19 protein-coding genes and 1 pseudogene are annotated in these 19,237 nt (G+C 65.2%); 9 read left to right on the forward strand and 11 right to left on the reverse strand.

The genetic code is table 11. From position 1 onward, the window contains the following. Nucleotides 1-190: 190 nt before the first annotated feature. From M1B34_RS26225 to M1B34_RS26260, 8 genes are all read right to left on the reverse strand, one after another. Entirely contained in the window at nt 191-508 is a 318-nt protein-coding gene (locus M1B34_RS26225; protein WP_268266646.1) for a DUF6966 domain-containing protein, read from the reverse strand. 38 nt (nt 509-546) lie between these two features. Beyond that, a complete protein-coding gene (gene tal / locus M1B34_RS26230; RefSeq protein WP_268266647.1) occupies nt 547-1,470 on the reverse strand; it encodes a transaldolase in 924 nt (307 codons plus the stop codon). Between the two features lie 39 nt (nt 1,471-1,509). Continuing rightward, a complete protein-coding gene (locus M1B34_RS26235) occupies nt 1,510-2,463 on the reverse strand; it encodes a sugar-binding transcriptional regulator (RefSeq protein WP_123333832.1) in 954 nt (317 codons plus the stop codon). Nucleotides 2,464-2,544: 81 nt separating this feature from the next. Beyond that, nucleotides 2,545-3,345, reverse strand: a complete 801-nt coding sequence (locus M1B34_RS26240; protein ID WP_268266648.1) for an SDR family oxidoreductase — start codon at nt 3,343-3,345, stop codon at nt 2,545-2,547. Nucleotides 3,346-3,377: 32 nt separating this feature from the next. Next, nucleotides 3,378-4,142: an SDR family oxidoreductase gene (locus M1B34_RS26245; RefSeq protein ID WP_268266649.1), complete on the reverse strand. Its 765-nt coding sequence runs from the start codon at nt 4,140-4,142 to the stop codon at nt 3,378-3,380. A gap of 164 nt (nt 4,143-4,306) precedes the next feature. Beyond that, the gene (locus M1B34_RS26250; RefSeq protein ID WP_123333826.1) at nt 4,307-5,830 is read right to left on the reverse strand and encodes a sugar ABC transporter ATP-binding protein; all 1,524 of its coding nucleotides are present in this window, start codon (nt 5,828-5,830) and stop codon (nt 4,307-4,309) included. Nucleotides 5,831-5,845: 15 nt separating this feature from the next. Beyond that, nucleotides 5,846-6,778 (reverse strand): sugar ABC transporter substrate-binding protein, encoded by a 933-nt coding sequence (locus M1B34_RS26255; RefSeq protein ID WP_123333824.1) that lies wholly within the window; start codon nt 6,776-6,778, stop codon nt 5,846-5,848. A gap of 63 nt (nt 6,779-6,841) precedes the next feature. Then, on the reverse strand, nt 6,842-7,846 hold the full coding sequence (locus M1B34_RS26260) for an ABC transporter permease (protein ID WP_123333822.1): 1,005 nt from the start codon (nt 7,844-7,846) through the stop codon (nt 6,842-6,844). Between the two features lie 363 nt (nt 7,847-8,209). On the opposite strand from M1B34_RS26260, the gene M1B34_RS26265 reads away from it, so the two are divergent. From M1B34_RS26265 to M1B34_RS26275, 3 genes are read left to right on the forward strand one after another with little or no spacing between them, the layout of a single operon-like run. Next, nucleotides 8,210-9,046 carry a transketolase gene (locus tag M1B34_RS26265; RefSeq protein WP_268263909.1) on the forward strand — a complete coding sequence of 279 codons (837 nt, stop codon included), beginning with the start codon at nt 8,210-8,212 and terminating at the stop codon, nt 9,044-9,046. Beyond that, on the forward strand, nt 9,036-9,968 hold the full coding sequence (locus M1B34_RS26270) for a transketolase family protein (RefSeq protein WP_268266650.1): 933 nt from the start codon (nt 9,036-9,038) through the stop codon (nt 9,966-9,968). Before M1B34_RS26265 ends, M1B34_RS26270 begins: the two co-directional genes overlap by 11 nt. Nucleotides 9,969-9,994: 26 nt before the next feature. After that, nucleotides 9,995-11,470, forward strand: a complete 1,476-nt coding sequence (locus M1B34_RS26275) for an FGGY family carbohydrate kinase (RefSeq protein WP_268266651.1) — start codon at nt 9,995-9,997, stop codon at nt 11,468-11,470. A gap of 39 nt (nt 11,471-11,509) precedes the next feature. On the opposite strand, the gene M1B34_RS26280 is transcribed toward M1B34_RS26275, so the two are convergent. Further along, nucleotides 11,510-12,121 carry a prepilin-type N-terminal cleavage/methylation domain-containing protein gene (locus tag M1B34_RS26280; protein ID WP_268266652.1) on the reverse strand — a complete coding sequence of 204 codons (612 nt, stop codon included), beginning with the start codon at nt 12,119-12,121 and terminating at the stop codon, nt 11,510-11,512. Next, nucleotides 12,118-12,578 (reverse strand): annotated as a pseudogene (gene gspH / locus M1B34_RS26285) (type II secretion system minor pseudopilin GspH). The gene M1B34_RS26280 and the pseudogene gspH overlap by 4 nt, the downstream one beginning before the upstream one ends. Nucleotides 12,579-12,695: 117 nt before the next feature. Between gspH and M1B34_RS26295 the strand changes: the two are divergent. Further along, nucleotides 12,696-13,127, forward strand: coding sequence for a general secretion pathway protein GspC (locus M1B34_RS26295; RefSeq protein ID WP_268266653.1), 432 nt, complete (start codon nt 12,696-12,698; stop codon nt 13,125-13,127). Nucleotides 13,128-13,133: 6 nt separating this feature from the next. Here the strand turns inward: M1B34_RS26295 and gspI are convergent, their stop codons facing one another. Beyond that, a complete protein-coding gene (gene gspI, locus M1B34_RS26300) occupies nt 13,134-13,520 on the reverse strand; it encodes a type II secretion system minor pseudopilin GspI (protein WP_268266654.1) in 387 nt (128 codons plus the stop codon). Between the two features lie 148 nt (nt 13,521-13,668). Between gspI and gspG the strand changes: the two genes are divergently transcribed. From gspG to gspD, 5 genes are read left to right on the forward strand one after another with little or no spacing between them, the layout of a single operon-like run. Further along, nucleotides 13,669-14,118 (forward strand): type II secretion system major pseudopilin GspG, encoded by a 450-nt coding sequence (gene gspG, locus M1B34_RS26305; RefSeq protein ID WP_268266655.1) that lies wholly within the window; start codon nt 13,669-13,671, stop codon nt 14,116-14,118. A 9-nt stretch (nt 14,119-14,127) separates the two neighbouring features. After that, nucleotides 14,128-15,111 carry a type II secretion system minor pseudopilin GspK gene (gene gspK / locus M1B34_RS26310; protein WP_268266656.1) on the forward strand — a complete coding sequence of 328 codons (984 nt, stop codon included), beginning with the start codon at nt 14,128-14,130 and terminating at the stop codon, nt 15,109-15,111. Continuing rightward, a complete protein-coding gene (gene gspL, locus M1B34_RS26315; RefSeq protein ID WP_268266657.1) occupies nt 15,108-16,286 on the forward strand; it encodes a type II secretion system protein GspL in 1,179 nt (392 codons plus the stop codon). Before gspK ends, gspL begins: the two co-directional genes overlap by 4 nt. Then, a complete protein-coding gene (gene gspM / locus M1B34_RS26320; protein ID WP_268263912.1) occupies nt 16,279-16,833 on the forward strand; it encodes a type II secretion system protein GspM in 555 nt (184 codons plus the stop codon). Before gspL ends, gspM begins: the two co-directional genes overlap by 8 nt. Continuing rightward, on the forward strand, nt 16,830-19,193 hold the full coding sequence (gspD, locus tag M1B34_RS26325) for a type II secretion system secretin GspD (protein WP_268266658.1): 2,364 nt from the start codon (nt 16,830-16,832) through the stop codon (nt 19,191-19,193). The genes gspM and gspD overlap by 4 nt, the downstream gene beginning before the upstream one ends. Nucleotides 19,194-19,237: the final 44 nt, after the last annotated feature.

The raw sequence follows: 19,237 nt of genomic DNA on the forward strand, positions 1-19,237 counted from the left end.
GCGATCAGGCCCTTGAGATTTGTGTGGGTCTTGGGGGCGCTATCGCTGGCAAGCCAGCTCCTACAAGGGGGCTGTGTGAGCGACGGTGACGCACAATCCTGTGGGCGCCGGCTTGCCGGCGATGAGGCTCTTGAGATTTACGTGGGTCTTGGGGGCGCTATCGCTGGCGAGCCAGCTCCTACAACGGGGGTTAGGCTCGGGCGCGTAGGAGGTCGTCGGCGAGGCTGGCGGCGCGGTCGCGCAGTTCGACGAAGCGTTGGTTGAGGTCGCCATAGCCGGCTTTCCAGGACAACACGCCCCCTGCATAGGCCTGGCCGAGGATCAGGTCATTGATCGAACCCATGCCGCCATAGGCGCGGCGCAGGTAATCGAGGCCCGAGTCATCGCCGTCCAGCAGGCGGGCCCGGGCGGTGCGCATCCAGCGGCTCCAATGGGTGTCGCCGTCGCTCTCCAGGACCCAGGCCAGTTGTTCAAGCACGTCGATCAGTTCGGCAGTTTTTGCATCCATGGCGGGGCAACTTCCAGGGGGGAACGGGGCGGCGCTACTTAGCGCGCCGTCAGCAGGGCTTCGAGTTTTTCCTGGTCACGGGCGAACTGGCGAATGCCTTCGGCCAATTTTTCGGTGGCCATGGCGTCTTCGTTGGACGCCCAGCGGAACGCCGCCTGATCCAGGTGCTGGCGCGGTTCGCCGGCCTGGCCGGGAAGCAGTTTGCGTTGCAGCGGGGCGACGTCTTCATCGAGTTTTTGCAGCAGTTCGGGGCTGATGGTCAGGCGGTCGCAGCCGGCCAGTTGCTCGATCTGACTGAGGGTGCGGAAACTGGCGCCCATGACCACGGTGGGGATGGCGTTGGCCTTGTAGTAGTTGTAGATCCGCGTCACCGACTGCACGCCCGGGTCCTCGGCGCCGGTGTAGTCCTGGCCGGTGCTTTTCTTGTACCAGTCATAGATGCGGCCGACAAAAGGCGAAATCAGGAACACCCCGGCATCGGCGCAGGCCACGGCTTGGGCGAAGGAAAACAGCAGGGTCAGGTTGGTCTGGATGCCGGCGCGCTCCAGGCGTTCGGCGGCACGGATGCCTTCCCAGGTCGAGGCCAGTTTGATCAGCACCCGCTCGCGGCTGACGCCCGCCTGGTCGTAAAGGCCGATCAACTGGTTGGCCTTGGCCCACAGCGCCTCTTCATCGAAGGACAGGCGTGCATCGACTTCAGTGGAAATGCGCCCCGGAATCACCTCAAGAATGCCGCAGCCCACCGACACCGCGAACTGGTCGCAGGCCAGGCCGACATCGCCCTTGGCGTGGGTCACCGCGCGCTGCAACAGCTCGGCGTATTGAGGAATGGCCGCGGCCTTGAGCAGCAGGGACGGGTTGGTGGTGGCGTCCACCGGGCGCAGGCGGGTGATGGCGTCGAGGTCGCCGGTGTCACAGACGACGGTGGTGAATTGCTTGAGTTGTTGCAGTTTGGAAGTCATGGGCAGGGTCTATCCACGTCGCAGGTGATTGATAAGGGGCTACTGGTTCAGGGCCTGGGCGGTTTCCAGGTCGGTGATCAGCACGTCCAGGTAGCCGCCCTGGAGTGCGCCGCGAATGGCCTGCACCTTGCGCTGGCCACCGGCCAGGGCCAGCACCCGGTTGATCGAGCGCAGCTTGGGCAGGGCCACGGAAACCACGAATTCTTCGTCTTCTTCCAGCACCGGGCGCCCCTGGGCATCGAAGTAGCGCAGGCAGATGTCGCCCACCGCACCGCGCTCGGCCAGCAGGCGCAGCATGTCTTCGGTGTAGTAGTTGCCGCTGTTGCGCAGCAGTTGCGAGGGCTCCAGCTCACCGATGCCGACAATCGCCAGGGTGATGCTGTCGAAGCGGTTGAGCACCTCCTTGACCTCTTCCATCTCGACGATGCGCTGTTTGCTTTCCACCGACTGCTCGATGCTTTGCGAGGGCAGCAGGAAGGCCGGGCAGTTGAGCAGGGTGGCCAGGCGCTGGGTCAGCAAGGTGGCTTCGAAGGCGCCCTTGTTGCCCACGCCCCCCAGCAGTTGCACCACTTCCTGGGCCCCTTGCTTGCCTGGCTGGGCGTGCATATGGCCGACCATGGCGCGGATGGTGCTGCTCCAGGACGAGATACCAATGTGGTCCTGAGGGCTGAGGCTGGTTTCCAGGTAATGGGCGGCGGCCGAGCCGATGGCCTGCTTGATGCTTTCTTCGTTGCCGGCTTCGGTGGCTTCGACCACGATCACCCGGCGCACGCCGTACAGGCGCTGCAACTGGTTTTCCAGTTCCAGGTGCAGGCCCTGGGGGCGCATCACGGTGATTTTCACCACGCCTTCCTGCAGGGCACGGCGCAGGGCGCGGCTGATAAAGGACTGGGACAAATCGAGCTGCGTGGAAATCTCGGACTGCTTGAGCCCTTCTTCGTAATAGAGGCTGGCGATCTTGGTGATCAGCCGTTGTTCTTCGATTTGGCTCATGCAGGCCCCAATAAATGAAATCAATACCTAACGTGCCGGCGAGGATAGCAAACCGACGGCGGGTCGTGCCCGCCGCCGAAATCACGACATGATCAGCCCGCCGTCGATATTGATCGCCTGGCCGGTCAGGTAGGCGGCGTCATCGGAGGCCAGGAACGCCACCAGCCCGGCCACGTCCGAAGGCTTGCCGGCGCGGCGCAGGGGAATGTTCTTCACCCACTCGGCCATCAGCTCGCCCTTGGCGTAGCGTTTTTCCTCGGTGCTGAGAATCTCGCCCCAGACCCGGTCGTTGTAGTCCCACATTTCGCTTTCGATGATGCCGGGGCAGAACGCGTTGACCGTGATGTTATGCCGCGCCAGCTCCAGGGCCAGGCTTTGGGTGATGCCGATCACACCCATTTTGCTCGCGGCGTAGTGGGGGGTGTAGATGAAACCCTGGCGGCCCTGTCCCGACGAGGTGTTGATCAGCCGGCCGCTGCCTTGCTTGACCATGTACTTGGCGGCCTCGCGGCAGCCGAGCCAGACCCCGGTGGTGTTGACCTGCAGGACTTTGTCGAAGTCGGCCCGGGGCATGCTGTCGAAGTGGTCGATGGTGATGATGCCGGCGTTTTGCACCGACACGTCGATGCTGCCGAAACGCTCATGGGCGCTGCGGTACAGGCGCTGGATATCGCCTTCGTCGGTGACGTCCAGGCTCAGGGCCAGGCTGCTGACGCCGTATTCCCGAGCCAGTTGGTCGGCGGTGAAGGTCACCCGTTCCAGGTCGTTGGACGCCAACACCAGGTGGGCGCCTTCCTGGGCGAAACGCTCGGCGATGCCGGCGCCGATGCCTCGGCAGGCACCGGTGATGACCACGGTTTTTCCGCTAAAACGTTGGGACATGAGGGGTGCTCCAATTGTTCGCAGGGGCTGGCTTACCAGCAGACAAAACCACCGTCCACCAGCAGGTCGACGCCGGTGCAGAAGGACGAGGCCTGGCTGACCAGGAAGATCGCCGGGCCGACCATTTCTTCCACGCTGGCCATTCGGCCCATGGGCGTGGTCTGTTCAAAGATCTTCACCTGGTCCGTCACTTCGGGGCGCGAGTTCATCGGCGTGGCGGTGTAGCCGGGGCTGATGCAGTTGACCCGCAAGCCCTTGTCCGCCCATTCCATGGCCAGGCTTTTGCTCAGGTGGATGACCCCGGCCTTGGACGTGTTGTAGTGGGCCTGCAGCAGCCCGCGGTTGACAATGCTGCCGGACATCGAGGCGATGTTGACGATGGCCCCTTTGCCCCGTGGCAGCATCACTGCGGCCTGGGCCTGGCAACTGAGGAAGATCCCGGTCAGGTTGATGTCCAGGGTGGTTTGCCAGCGTTGCAGTTCCAGTTCTTCGGCCGCCTGGGCATTGGCGATGCCGGCGCAGTTCACTGCCACGCTGAGCGCCCCCAGCTCGGCTTCGGTGCGGGCCACGGCGGCATCCAGCGCCGCACGGTCGGTCACGGTGCCAGCCAGGGCCAGGCCGCGGCGGCCCAGGGCGTTAATGCGTGCCACGGTGCTGTCGATGCCCGGGCTGTTGGGCAAGTCAAAGCAGGCCACATCGGCCCCGGCTTCTGCCAGGCCCACGGCGATGGCCTGGCCGATGCCGCTGCCGGCGCCGGTGACGAAGGCTACCTGGCCTTGAAGACTAAAAAGTTGCATGGGTTGCTCCGTGTCAGTCGTGATGTCCATCCCGCCGCACCCCCCCTTTGTAGGGGCTGGCTTGCCAGCGATGACGGTGTGTCAGTGGATCGTTATGCCAGCCTTGCCGGCCATATCGCCGGCAAGTTGGCCTCTACAGTTAGGCGTTAATCGCCTTTGCAGCGTTATGCCGTGGCCATTTCCATGACCGACACCGGGGTGGCGGCGCCGCGTTCGAGGATGCCCATCTGCCGACCACGGCTCATGACCATGACCCGGTGGGACAGCCCGAGCACTTCGTCGAGGTCGGAACTGACCACGATCACCGCCATGCCGGTGGCCGCCAGTTCGGCGATCACCTCGTAGATCGCTGCCCGGGCGCCGACGTCAATGCCCCGGGTCGGCTCATCGAGGATGAACACCTTGGGGTTGCGCGCCAGCCACTTGGCGATGATGACCTTTTGCTGGTTGCCCCCCGACAGGGCGCCGATGCGTTGCTCCGGCGCGCCCTTGACCCCCAGGCGCGACACCGCGGTCTGGGCGAACTCCCGCAGGCGCTTGGGCAGCACCCAACTGCCGCTGTGCAGCAGGTCGGTGTTGCCGTAGACCAGGTTGTCTTCGATCCGGTGTTCGACCACCACCCCTTGCTGCTTGCGGTCCTCGGGCACCAGCACCACGCCGGCCTGGATCGCTTCCGAAGGCGAGCGCAACTGACGGGGCTGGCCATCGAGTTGCATCTGCCCATGAATGTCCTGGGCGGCGCCGGCGATCACCCGGACCAGTTCCGTGCGACCGGCACCGACCACTCCGGCAATGCCGAACACTTCCCCGGCGCGCACGCTGAAGTCGATGCCGTGCAAGGCGAACTCCCGGCACGTCAGGTCCTTGACCTGCAACATCACCCGTTCCTGGGGCGCTTGCAGGGTCGGGAATATCCGTTCCAGGCTGCGCCCGACCATTTGCTCCACCAGCTCGCGCACCGGCACTTGGGCGTTGGCATGCAGGGCAATCTGCCGGCCGTCGCGCAGCACCAAAATGCGGTCGGCGATCCGGGCGATCTCTTCCAGCCGGTGGCTGATATAGATGAACGACACGCCTTCGGCTTTCAGGCGTTCGACCTGCCGGAACAGCAGCTCGGTTTCCTCGCCACCCAGGGCCGCGGTGGGTTCGTCGAGGATCAGCAACCGGGCGTTGAGGGTCAGGGCCTTGGCGATTTCCACCAATTGCTGTGCGGCGACGCTCAGGCCTTCGACCTTGCGCGACGCCGGCACATTCAGCCCCAGGCGCTGCAGTTGCTTCTGCGCCTGGGCCTCGATGTACTCGCGGTCGACCCGGCCATGGCGCATGGGCAGGCGACCGACAAAGATGTTTTCGGCAATCGACAGCTGCGGCAGCAAGCGAATCTCTTGGTGGATCAGGCCGATGCCAGCGCCCAGGGCGGCCCCCGGCGAGGCGGGGGCATAGGCCTCGCCGAGCCAGGTCATGGCACCGCCCGGCTCGGGTTGGACCACGCCGGCGATGATCGACGACAGGGTCGATTTGCCGGCGCCGTTCTCGCCGAGCAGGGCCAGCACCTCGCCGGGGCGGATGTCGACGTTGATCTGCGCCAGCACTTGCACCGTGCCGTACGACTTGCCGATGTCGCGCAGGCACAACACCGCAGGCGGCGTGGTGTCCTGGCGCTGGCGGTTATCCAGAGCTGCTTGCATACCGAACTCCCGGGCTCAGGGGTGCTGTTGCAGGAAAGGCGCGACGTTGTCTTTGGTGGTCAGCACTGTTTCCAGCAACTGTTCCTTGGGCACGGCCTTGCCCGCCTTGAGGTCCAGGGCGGAGGCCACGGCCATGCGGCCCATTTTCTGGGTCTGCTGGGTCATGGTCGCTTGCAGCACGCCGCTGGCCACGGCCTTGAGCCCGGCCACGTCACCGTCGAAACCGACCACCACCACGGGCTGCGGCAGGTTGGCGACTTTCACCGCTTGGGCAGCACCCAGGGCCATGGCGTCGGCGCGGCCGAAGAACACGGTGATGTTGGGGTCACGCTGCAGCAGGTCCTGGGCCACGGCAAAACCTTTGTCCTGGGCCCACTCAGCCGGTTGTTCCGCCACCACCTTGAGGCCCGGGAAGCCTTTCAGGCCTTCCTGGAAACCCTTGGCGCGATCGTTTTCCGGGGTGGTGCCCAGTTGGCCCTGGAGGATCGCGATGCGGCCCTTGCCTTCGGTGATCTTGCCCACGTACTCGGCCAGGGTGCGGGCGCCGGCCACGCTGTCGCTGGCAATAAAGGTATCGCCCGGGGCATCGGGGGCGTTGCGGTCCACGGCAATCACCGGAATCCCGGCAGCCTTGGCGGCCTTCACCGGCACGCCGGCGGCGGTGGCCCCGGCGGGGATGTAGATCAAGGCATCGATCTGCCGAGTGATCAGGTCTTCAATCTGGCTGACCTGGGTCGAGGAGTTGCCCTGGGCATCGACGGTGATGATCTTCACCCCGCGCGCCTTGCCCTCGGCTTCCACCGACTGTTTGATCTGGTTGAAGAAGTCGGCCTGCAGGTTGGCCACGGCCAGGCCGATGGTCAGCTCCTTGGCCCAGGTCGAGCCGGCGCTGGTGAGGGTGGCAGCGGCCAAGGCCGTCGCGAGCAGCAGTTTTTTGGTCATGAACATGGCGGTGACTCCTGATTTTATTTTTGGTGGTGTCAACAAGGATCAAGCGCACAACGAGACAGCTTATCGAGCAGTGTTGGAACGGCGACGCAAGGTATCGATGGTCACGGCGAGGGCAATCACCACGCCAATCACGACCTGTTGAATAAAGGGGGAAACCCCGAGCAGGTTCAGGCCATTGCGCAGCACGCCAATGATCAGCACACCCACCAGGGTGCCACCGACACTGCCGACGCCGCCGCTGAGGCTGGCGCCGCCAATCACTACGGCGGCAATGGCGTCCAGTTCCAGGGTCAGCCCGGCGCTGGGTTGGGAAGAGTCGAGGCGGGCGGCCATGGTGACCGCAGCGATGCCGGCCAGGGCGCCGCTGATGGCGTACACCCAGAGGGTGATGGCCCGCACCTTGATTCCGGAGAGGCGCGCCACTTCAGGGCTGCCGCCAATGGCATAGAGGTTGCGGCCACCGGCGCGAAAGCGCAGGAACACCCAGGCCGCCACCAGCATGATCAGGAACAGCCCGACCGTGGCCGAGAGAAAGCCGAAGTGACGCACCGTGGCCAGGCTGGTGAACCACTCCGGGTAGCCGACAATCTGCCGGCCTTCGGTGAGGATATTGGCCAGGCCCCGGGCCACCGACATCATGGTCAGGGTGGCGATAAAGGCCGGCAGCTTGGCGTAGCTGATCAGCAACCCGGAGACCAGCCCGGCGAGCATGCCGGTGGCGATCGACACCGGGATCGCCAGGCCTAGGGGCAAGCCCTGATCCTGGTACAGCCAGCCGAGCATCATCATCGAGAAGGCCAGCACCGAGCCCACCGAGAGGTCGATGCCGCCGATCACGATCACCGCGGTCATGCCGATGGCGAGGATGCCCAGCACCGTGACCTGATCGAGGATGTTCAGGCCATTGCGCAAGGAGAAGAAGAATTCGGAACTGAAGGAGAAGACCAGCACCAAGAGGGCGAGGCCGATCAGCGGGCCGCCGATGTTGCTGGGCAGCAGTTTGAGTAACCGCGAACGGCCGGACGGCTTGACAGCGGCCTGATGGACAGAGGCTTTGGCGTCCACATTGTTCTCCTGATTTATTTTTTTTGGAGTTCGTTCGGGCTGCTTGAATATTTATGCATGCCTGACTGTTAATTCAGATTCCGGCTCCGGCGAGGCAAAGTCAAGCGGTTTAATTTTCTGCGCTGCCCCTCGGCACCGTTGCGAATATCCCTGTAAGCCTCTTTCCAGACGCTCGCGCCGGCTATTCAGGCTACCTGTCGAGGCGACTGGCGGTGTGGTTTTTTGATTTTTCCGTACCGGGCTCCCTTGACCTGCTGAGCGAACGGCGTCTAAATAGAAATATATTGTCACTGCTGAATAAATATTCAAAAGACAGCCTTGGACACTTTTACCCCGCGTGGTCAGCCCCACAGGAGCCGCTGCATGAATGCCTTCCAGTACGACGCCCAGCAGATCAAAGAACAGGCCCGCCTGATCAGGCGCCATGTGATTACCCTGAATGCCGAGTCGCCGGCGGGCGGGCACACCGGCGCCGACCTGTCGGAAACCGACATCCTCGCGACCCTGTATTTCCGCATTCTCAATACCGGGCCCGAGCGCACCGAAGACCCGGAGCGCGACATCTACATCCAGAGCAAGGGCCATGGTGTCGGCGGTTTGTATTGCTGCCTGGCCCAGGCCGGCTATATCCCCAAGGAGTGGCTGGCGACTTACCAGCACTTCAACTCCCATCTGCCGGGCCACCCGGTGCGCCAGAAAACCCCGGGCATCGAACTCAATACCGGCGCCCTGGGCCACGGTTTGCCGGTGGCGGTGGGCCTGGCGCTGGCGGCGAAGATGTCCGGCAGTGCGCGGCGCATTTATGTGCTGACCGGGGACGGCGAGCTGGCTGAAGGTTCGAACTGGGAAGCGGCCATGGCGGCGGCCAAGTACGGCCTGGATAACCTGTTCGTGATCGTCGACAAGAACAAGTTGCAGCTGGCCGGCCTGACTGCCGAGATCATGCCCCTGGACCCTTTGGACGTGAAATGGGCGGCCTTTGGCTTCCAGGTCAGCGAGTGCGACGGCAACGACGTCAGCCAACTGGTGGCCACACTGGAGCAGATGCAGAGCCACAAGGGCTCGCCCCAGGTATTGATTGCCCACACCATCAAGGGCAAAGGCGTGTCGTTTATCGAAGGTCGCCCCGAATGGCACCACCGGGTGCCCAAGGGTGATGAAATCAACGCGGCACTGGAGGAGTTGAATCATGGCGAGTGAACATTTGGCCAGTGTCATGGTGGAGGCGTTCATCGCCGCCGTCGAAGAGGGGCTGGACCTGGTGCCGGTGGTCAGCGACTCCACGTCCACCGCCAAGATCGGGCCTTTCATGCAGCGTTTTCCTGAGCGCCTGATCAACGTCGGCATTGCCGAGCAATCCCTGGTGGGGGTGGCCGCCGGCCTGGCCCTGGGCGGCAAGATCGCCGCCACCTGCAACGCGGCGCCGTTCCTGATTTCCCGGGCCAACGAGCAGATCAAGGTGGACGTTTGCTACAACCAGGCCAACGTCAAAATGTTCGGCCTCAATGCCGGCGCCAGTTACGGCCCGCTGGCCAGCACCCACCACAGCCTGGACGACATCTCGGTGATGCGCGGCTTTGGCAATGTGCAGATTTTTGCCCCGGCCGACCCGCTGGAATGCCGGCAGATCGCCGACTACGCCTTGCGCTACCAGGGGCCGGTGTACATCCGTCTCGACGGCAAGGCCCTGCCCGAACTGCATGACCCCAGCTACCGTTTCGTGCCCGGGCAGGTGGACATTCTGCGCCAGGGCCAGGACCTGACCATCGTCGCCCTGGGCTCGGTGGTCCACGAAGCGGTAGACGCTGCAGCGCAGCTGGCAGAGCAGGGCATCCAGGCCCAGGTCATCAACCTGTCGTCGATCCGCCCGTTGCAGCGCGACGTATTGCTTGAGGCCCTGCGCGGCACGGGCGGGGTGATTACCGTCGAGGAACACAACATCAATGGCGGGTTGGGCAGCCTGGTGGCGGAAGTGCTGGCCGAAGGGGCGCTGGGCATTGCCCTGATCCGCCTGGGCATCGGCGACGGTGAGTACGCCGCCGCCGGCGCCCGCGAGCCCACCCGCGCCTTGCATTGCATCGACGCGGCTGGGATTGTGGCGGCCGCTGCACGTTTGCGCTGAGGCGGTCCATGTCGAGTAACCAGACCATGAATGAACACTCCCCGCTGATCCTGGCGATCGATGAGGGCACCAGCAACGCCAAGGCGGTGCTGGTCAACGAGCACGGCCAGATGATTGCCCGCGGTTCGCGGCCCCTGAGCATCAGCCATCCGCAGCCCGGCTATTCGGAGCAGGACCCGTTGCAGATCTGGCGCGCTACCCTGGCCGCCATTGACGAGTGCCTGGCGGGGTTGGAGCGGCCCATCACCGCCCTGGCCATCAGTAACCAGCGCGAGTCGGTGGTGGCTTGGGACCGGGCCAGTGGCGAGCCGCTGTCGCCCTGCATCAGTTGGCAATGCCGGCGCTCGCTGCCGTTGTGCACCGAGCTGCACGCCCAGGGCCATGAAGCGACGATCCTGGCCAAGACCGGGTTGGCTCTGGACCCGATGTTTTCCGCCGGCAAGTTCCGCTGGATCCTCGACCACCTGGACAACGGTCACGCCCGTGCTGCCGCCGGGGACATCTGCCTGGGCACCATGGACAGCTGGCTGTTGTGGCAGCTCAGTGGCGGCCAGGTCTTTGCCACCGACGGCTCCAACGCCGCCCGTACCCAACTGTTCAATTTGCAGACCGGCGCCTGGGACGGGCAATTGCTCGAACTGTTTTCGATTCCCGCCGAAGCCCTGGCGCCGATCCAGCCCAGTGCCGGTCTGTTCGCTCACACCGTGGCCTTGGGCCGGCTTGCCGCAGGCATTCCGGTGCTGTCGATGATCGGCGATTCCCATGCGGCGTTGTTTGGCCAGGGTGGGTTCGCTCCGGGGCTGGTCAAGGCCACCCTGGGCACCGGTTCGTCGCTGATGACCCCGATGGCCGGGCCGATTGCTTCCCGTCACGGGCTGTCCACCACCCTGGCCTGGCACGACGGCACGGCGCCGACCTACGCCATGGAAGGCAATATTGTGCACACCGGCGCAGCGGTGCAGTGGGCCTCACGGCTGGTGGCCGGCGAATCCCTGGACCAACTGACCGAGCACGCCGCGCAACTGCCGGACAATGGCGGGGTGTACTTTGTCCCGGCGCTTTCCGGGCTTGGCGCGCCGCACTGGCAGGCCGAGGCCCGGGGGCTGATCTGCGGCCTGACCGAAGGCACCTCCGGTGCGCACATCTTGCGTGCCGCGCTGGAATCCATTGGTTATCAGATTCGTGATGTGTTTGACGCCATGCAGGCTGACATCGTCAGCCCGCTCAAGGAGCTGTGGGTGGACGGCGGCGCCACGCGCAATCGCTGGCTGATGCAGTTTCTTGCCGACCTGCTGCAACGCCCGGTGATTCGCAGCCTGTCTCCGGAAGTCTCGGCCCTGGGCGCCGCGCACCTGGCGGGCAAGGCCCTGGGCATCTGGGCCAGTGATGCGGCGCTGCAAGCCCTGGAGCGTCCGCGTGAACGCTTCGAACCTAACCCCGGCTCGAACCTGGACGGCCTGTACCTGGAGTGGAAAAAAGCCCTGCAACGAACCCTGTGTTAAGCCCTGACTGCCGCCGGGGCTGAAAAGGGTGGGGCGCCGCTACGGCAACGGCCCCAGCACCTGGCGATAGCGTTCCTCACCCTGGGCGGTCTGCCGGGTCAGGATGATTTCCAGGCCCCGGGGGTTGTCCTTGCGGTTGCCGCTCAGTTGCCGCCAACCCTCGTCCGGTTCCCAGACGCGCACCTGCAGGTCACGGACCTGGGTCAACACCGCCACCGCGTCCTTGGGCGCCGGCAGCGGATAACGATCACGGGCCGGCGCCGCCGCGCGGTACAGGGTGTCGCCCTGGAGCCACCAGCGCACCCGCTGCAAACCATCCCCTGGGGTGGCCGCGCTGCGAATCACGTCCAGGCGAAATACCCGGGCATCGGAACTGCGCACGCTCAGCGCTGCCGGTGTGACAGCCTCCGCTGGCGGGCTGTCGTTCAAGGTCGGTTCGCGCAACTCGACCCCGGCGCGCAGGGCCACATCACGCTCCAACTGATTGAGGGTGCGCAGCAAGGCTTCGGTCTGTTCGGCGCTGGCCTGCAAATGACTGTCGGCGCGGGTCACGCTGTCCAGGCCACGCCAGGCGATCAGGCTGACAATGGCCATCAACATAATCGCCACCATCACTTCGATCAGGGTAAATCCGCGTTGCCGACTGTTCATGGGCGGTTCACCACGCGCAGTTCGCCGGCGCCGTTACGCTCCATGCTGACGCGGTGCTGGCCGTCGGAAAGCACCACCCGCAAAGGCGGGTTGATCCATTCGGCGGTGAGCACCAGGGTTTGTCGAGGGGTGATGCGCACCTGCATCGGCACTGACTGCCAAGGCCGTGGCCGCAGTTGCGGGTCGTTGTCGAAACGTTCGATACCGGTTCCCTGTTCCTGGTGTCGGCTGAACGCAAACCCCTTGGCATTGGCCTGCCAGGTGATCGGGCGGCCATCGGCCCGGGCCTCGGCCTGGGCACCCGCAGCAGTTGCGCCAGGCGTTCGGCGTCCTTGCGCAACACGGCTGCCGGGTCGGGGCGGATGCTCAGGCTGACTGCGGCGCTGGCGATACCGATGATCACCAACACCACCATTAATTCGATCAGGGTGAAGCCGCGCTGACGGATGTTGCGCATCAAACCGGGCTCCTGTGCCGAGGGTCAAGGCCGTTGCCGGGAAGAATCGCGCGCTGGAAATAGCCAGGCGCGCGTTGTCCTGTAGACTGCGCCCACGGACAATCAGGAGGTCCCGCCATGGCATTTGCCACTCGTCTATCAGCCCCACGTCTGCTGCAGGCCGTGGCCTTGTTCGTGGCCCTGGCCGGTGTGGTCACCTGGTCCTCGCTGCTGCTGACCCGCGCCGAGTCATCCGCGCCGGCAGCAGTACCGCCGATGCCGGCACCGCGTTCCGATAACCCGTCGTTGCAGTGGTTTTCCAGCCAGCCGGCGGCGGTGTCGATCAAGGTGTCCGGGGTTATGGCCGGGGCCCATGGTTCGGTCGCGGTGCTCAGCATCAATGATGGCCCGCCGCGCAGCGTCATACCGGGCGAGCGCCTGACCCAGGGCGTGCGCCTGGTCGCCATCGAGGCGGACGGGGTGGTGATCGAGCAAGGTTCGCAGCGTTCGCGGCTCAAGGTCGGCACCTTGCCCGACAGCGTGGCGCTGCCGTCGTTGATCCGCCGTTGAAGACCTTCACAGGCGCTGCACCAGGGGCCGGCTGAGCAGGGTGTCCAGGCGCGCCAGGGGCGGTGCCTCACGGCTGCGGTCCCAGACCCGCAGGCTGACCCGCAGCAACTGTTCATCGGCGCTGGGGCTGATGGCTTGCTCGCAACGCAACTTGAGTGGGCCCTGGTCGCAATCGAAGGCTTTGCGTCCGGGGCGCAAACGCTCTTCCAGGCGCAATTCCGCCAGCCGGTTCTGCGCGGCCAACTGGGCCAGGGAGCGGTCTCGCAGCAGGCCGTTGCTCTGGGTCATCACGCCGGCCACACGCACGGCCGCCGACATGGCCACGGCAACGATTGCCAAGGCCACCAGCACCTCGATCAGGGTAAAACCACGCTCCTTGCGCAACCGCTCCATGGGTGACTCTTTGCGGCAAAAACAGGTCGGCAGAATAGCACTGGGACAGGGCGCGATGGCGAGCAAAAACGGATGTTTATTTTCCCTTTTCCAGCCATGTAGTTTTGCTACACTGCGCGCCGAATACGAATCACTCAAGGAAGTCGATATGGATATCGCTTGTGTAAAGTCCCTGCCCGGAGGCCCTCGCGGCCAGCGCGGTTTCACCCTGATCGAAATCATGGTGGTGGTGGTGATTCTCGGGATTCTCGCGGTCATGGTGGTGCCCAAGGTGCTTGACCGCCCGGACCAGGCGCGGGCCACCGCCGCCAAGCAAGACATCGCCGGCCTGATGCAGGCGCTCAAGCTCTACCGTCTTGACCACGGCTCCTACCCCAAGCTCAACCAGGGCCTCAAGGTGCTGGTGGAACGTCCCGCCGATGCCCAGAACGGCCAATGGCGTTCCTACCTGGAACGCCTGCCTAACGACCCCTGGGGCCGTCCTTACCACTACCTCAATCCAGGCGCCAACGGCGAAGTGGATGTGTTCTCCCTCGGCGCCGATGGGCAGCCGGACGGTGAGGGTGTGAACGCTGATATTGGGTCCTGGCAGCTCTAAGGGCTGCCCGTGAACATCGCTTCGCCGCCAACGGCGAAACAACGTGGTATGGCGATCATCGGCGCCTTGCTGATCGCTGCCGTGGTCGCGGTCATCGCCGGCGGCATGCTCACGCGCCAGGCCGCGCTGACCCGTACCCTGGAAGCCGAGCAGTCCCGGGTCCAGGGCAGCGGCGCCTTGCTCGGCGGGCTTGAAGCCAGTCGGCAATTGCTTTGGCAGGCCCGCCAGCAGAACGCCGTGACCCGCCTCGACCAGCTCTGGGCCCAGCCGATCCAGACCACCGCCTTTGACCCTCAAGAAGGGGGCTTTTCAGGGCGCCTGGAAGATCAGCAAGGCAAGTTCAACCTGCGCAATCTGGTCAGCGAAGAGCAAGTCGATGGCGGCCAGGTGCGCAACCTCGAACGCCTGTGCGCCTTGCTCGGGGTCAATGCGGTGATCAGCCAGCGCATCAGCCAGCGGGTTATCGCGTCTTATCCCCGGCGCCTGCCTACGCCCCCTGGCCATTCGGGCAGCGCGTCAACCTTCAACAGTGGCCGTGACACCTCGCCCAATGGCGGCCAGCAATGGCTGCCGGCGACCCAGCCGATGCTGCGCAGCCTGGAAGAGTTGCGCGGTATCGACGGGCTTGACGACACCGTCCTGGCCCGCCTGACCCCGTACCTCAGCCTGTTGCCGGGCAACACCCGGCTCAATGCCAACACCGCCAGCGCTGAAGTGCTGACAGTGGCCGTGCCCGGGCTGTCGTTGCCCCAAGCCAAGGCCCTGGTGGCGCAGCGTGACGCCGGGCAGTGGTTTATCAATCGTGGGGATTTTCTCAACCGTCTGCAGATTCCCGGGTTGAGCGTGGACAGCCTTAATGTCGGTATCAGCAGCGACTGGTTCCTGCTGCGCGGCCAGGCCCGGCATGACCGGCGCCGGGTAAGCGTGCAGGCGTTGCTGCACCGTCCGGAAGATCGCCTGCCCCAGGTCATCTGGTCGCGGGTGGGCGTATGAGCCGGGTACTGCTGGCCTTGCCGCCGCTGCACAGCCTGAGCCTGGACAGTGCCTGTGAATACGCTCGTCTGGACCGCAACGGCCAGGTCAGCGCCACTGGCCAGTGCACCCTGGCGCAGTTGGGCCAGGGCGCTAAAACCCCGGCGTTGGAATGCTTTCTCCACCCCCAGGACAGCCTGTTGGCCAGCATCGAACTGCCGCCCTTGTCGGCGTCGCGGTTGAAGTTGGCCGTGGCCTGCGCCGCTGATGCACTGATCCTCGGCCAGCCGCAGCAGATGCACGTGGCCCACAGCCCGCGAGAGGCCAGCGGCCAGGTGCACCTGGCCTGGCTCGGCACATCCAGCCTGCAGGCGTTGGGTGGCCTGTTGGCTGAGGCCCGCCTGAAACTGCGCGGCCTGTACCCGGCGCCTTATGTGTTGCCGGTGCCGCCGCCGGGCCAGGTCAGTGCCTGTGTATGGGAGGGGCACTTGCTGCTGCGTCACAACCTTGGGCAAGCGGCCGTACAACCTTTGCTTGGTCAGCCGCTGGAAACCTTGTTGAACGACGGCCTGGGCTGGTCATGGATCGGTGACGGCGCGCCGCCGTCGGTGGACCAGGCCCTACCGGCGCAGCAGCGCTGGAGCGGGGCGCGGCCGGCCTGGGGGCTGCACGGCGGTGTTGCCCAGGCCCCGCAGTCGGCGCCGGGCTGGGGGCGGGCGTTGGTTTGCTGCGCCCTGGCGCTGGCGGTGTGGACCCTCGGCCTCAACCTGTATGCCGCCCGTGAGGCTGCCGAAGGCCAGCAACTCAAGGCGCACATGAGCCAACGGGTCAAGCAGGCCTTTCCGGAACTGCCGGTGATCCTCAACCCTTTGCAGCAGGCCCGTCAGCAACTGGAAGCCCGGCAGAGCGGGGCGCAGGCTGATCCTCAGGATGCCTTTGCCGCCCTGGTGCAGCAGGCCGGTGCGGCCATGCCGTTTATGGTGGGCAATGTGCAGCGTCTGGACTACGACCAGGGCCAGTTGCACCTGACGCTGCTGGCCGACGCCGCCAATGCCCCGGCCGATGCCACCTGGCAAGCCGCCCTGGCCCAGGCCGGAGTGGACGCCAGCCGTGAGGCGGACAACTGGACCTTGCGCCTGGCGGCTGAAGCGCCGGCCAGTGACACGGACACCCGCCCGGAGGACGACGATGAATAAGCCACTCCTGGCCCTGTATCGACAACGCTGCCGCGACCTGCTGCAGCAGGCCCGGGTGGCTTGGCGCGGCTTGTCGTTGCGTGAACAGCGCTTGCTGGGCGCCAGCATGACGTTGTTGCTGGGCTTGGCGGTCGGTTTACTCTGGGTGCAGCCGGCCTTGCAGACCATCGATCACTGGCAGGCCGAGACCCCCAAGTTGCGCTCCCAAGCCCAGGCCCTGGACGCGCTGCTACAGGAGCAGAGCGGTGCCGGCCAGGCCCAGGGCGAGGACTTGGAGCAGGCCTTGCGTCGCACCCTGGACGAGGCCGGGCTCAAGGACCATTACCAGTTGCAGGCGGCCGACCCGGCGACATGGCAGTTGAGTTTTACCCAGGCCCCGGCCGATGCCGTGGTCGGTTGGTTGCTGGGCTGGCCCCGGCAGTTTTCGCTGCGGGTGGTGCAGGCGCAACTGCAACGCGCCGCCGGCGCTGACACCCAGGACTCGGCAGGCACGCTGTCCGGGACGGTTCGTATGGATCACACGCTGAACGCTAAGGAAGCTTCATGAAGTGGCAAGGTTCCAATTATCTGCGTCAGTGTCGCAAGGCCGCGCCGATCCTGTTGCTGGCACTGGGTGCCTGCAGCACCAGTCCCTCCGCCACGCCGCCCTTGCTGGTGGACAGCGAGCTGGGCCAACCCCTGGCCGATACCCGGCGTGGCGGTGACGCCCTAGTGGATCGCCAGCGCCTGCAACCCCGACAAGAGTCGCGGCCACGGGTGCAGCACCCGGTCACCGCCAGTGCCCGAGGCACGGCGGGGCGGGGCGGCGCCGGCACGCGTTCGCCGCTGGGCGATCAGCCGGTGCAATTGAATTTTCTCGAAGTCGATATCCAGGCAGTGATCCGCGCTTTGTCCCGCGCCACCGGGCAACAGTTCCTGGTGGACCCGCGGGTCAAGGGCAACCTGACCCTGGTCAGCGAAGGCCCGGTCCCGGCCTACCAGGCCTACGAGATGCTGCTGGCGGCCCTGCGCATGCAAGGTTTCAGCGTGGTGGATGTGGGCGGGGTCGCCCAGGTGGTGCCCGAAGCCGATGCCAAGCTTCTCGCCGGCCCGATCTACAGCGCCGACAAGCCGGGGGGCAATGGCATGCTGACCCGGACCTTTCGCCTGCAATACGAAAACGCGGTGAACCTGATTCCGGTGCTGCGGCCCATCGTTTCGCCCAACAACCCGATCAACGCCTACCCGGGCAACAACACCATCGTGGTCACTGACTACGCGGAAAACCTGCAACGGGTGGCGCAGATCATCGAAGGCATCGACACCCCCAGCGCCATCGACACCGACGTGGTGACCGTGGAAAACGGCATCGCTGTGGACATCGCGAGCATGGTGGCCGAGCTGCTGGATACCCAGGGCAGCGACCCGACGCAAAAAATCAGCCTGGTCGGCGACCCGCGTTCCAACGCCATCATCATTCGCGCCGGCAGCCCGGAGCGCACCGAGCTGGCGCGCAACCTGATCTACAAGCTGGACAACGCCCAGAGCAACCCCAGCAACCTGCACGTGGTCTACCTGCGCAACGCCCAGGCCGGCAAGCTGGCCCAGGCCCTGCGCGGGCTGCTGACCGGCGAAAGCGACAGCGGCACCAGCGACGGTGCCCGGGCCATGCTCAGCAGCATGGGCGGCAGCGTCGGCGGCAGTCAGAGCAGTGGCCAGAGCAGCAGTTCCAGCTCCAGTTCCAGCAGCTCCGGCAGCGTCGACGGCAGTGCCAGCAGCAGTTACGGGCAAGCCAGCGCCAGCAGTGCCCAGGCATCGGCGAACCAGAACACCGCGTTCACGGCCGGCGGGGTCACGATCCAGGCCGACGCCACCACCAATACCTTGCTGATTTCCGCACCGGAGCCGCTGTACCGCAACCTGCGCGAAGTCATCGACCAACTGGACCAGCGCCGGGCCCAGGTGGTCATCGAGAGCCTGATCGTCGAGGTCGGCGAAGACGATGCCAGTGAGTTCGGCGTGCAATGGCAGGCCGGCAACCTGGGTGGCAGCGGCGGCTTCGGCGGCGTCAACCTGGGGGGCAGCGGCCTGGTCAGTACCCCGGCCAGCAGCACCGCGATCGATGTGTTGCCCCAGGGCCTGAACCTTGGTGTGGTCAAGGGCACCGTGACCATCCCGGGCGTCGGTGAAGTGCTGGACCTCAAGGTCCTGGCCCGGGCCTTGAAGAGCAAGGGCGGAACCAATGTGTTGTCGACCCCGAACCTGCTGACCCTGGACAACGAGGCAGCGAGCATTTTTGTCGGCCAGACCATTCCCTTTGTCACCGGCAGTTATGTCACGGGCGGGGGCGGCACCAGCAACAACCCGTTCCAGACGGTGCAGCGCGAAGAGGTGGGGCTCAAGCTCAATGTGCGGCCGCAGATTTCCGAGGGCGGTACGGTCAAGCTGGACATCTACCAGGAGGTCAGCAGCGTGGATGTGCGGGCCTCGGTGGACGCTGGCACGGTGACCAACAAACGGGCGATCGACACCAGTATTTTGCTCGATGACGGCCAGATCATGGTGCTCGGTGGTTTGCTGCAGGACGGTTACAGCCAGAGCAATGATGCGGTGTCGTGGCTGTCGAGCATTCCCGGGATCGGCGCGCTGTTTCGCAATGAGAAGCGGCAGATCACCAAGACCAACCTGATGGTGTTTTTGCGGCCTTACATCATTCGTGACAGTGGGGCAGGGCGCGCCATTACCCTCAATCGCTATGACTTCATGCGGCGGTCCCAGGGGCAGTTGCAGCCCGAGCGCAGTTGGGCCATGCCGGATATGCAGGCGCCGCAATTGCCATCGGTGGAGAAGGCGATTCCTGGGGCGGCTTCTGCACCGGCGCCCGTACCGGGGTTGCGGGCGACGATTCGCGCGGTGCCGGTGCAATGAATGGCCTAGGGATCCGGCGTTGTGCTGATAGCGACATCGAGGGT

It is taken from the genome of Pseudomonas morbosilactucae, assembly GCF_023241715.1.
Lineage (GTDB): Bacteria > Pseudomonadota > Gammaproteobacteria > Pseudomonadales > Pseudomonadaceae > Aquipseudomonas > Aquipseudomonas morbosilactucae.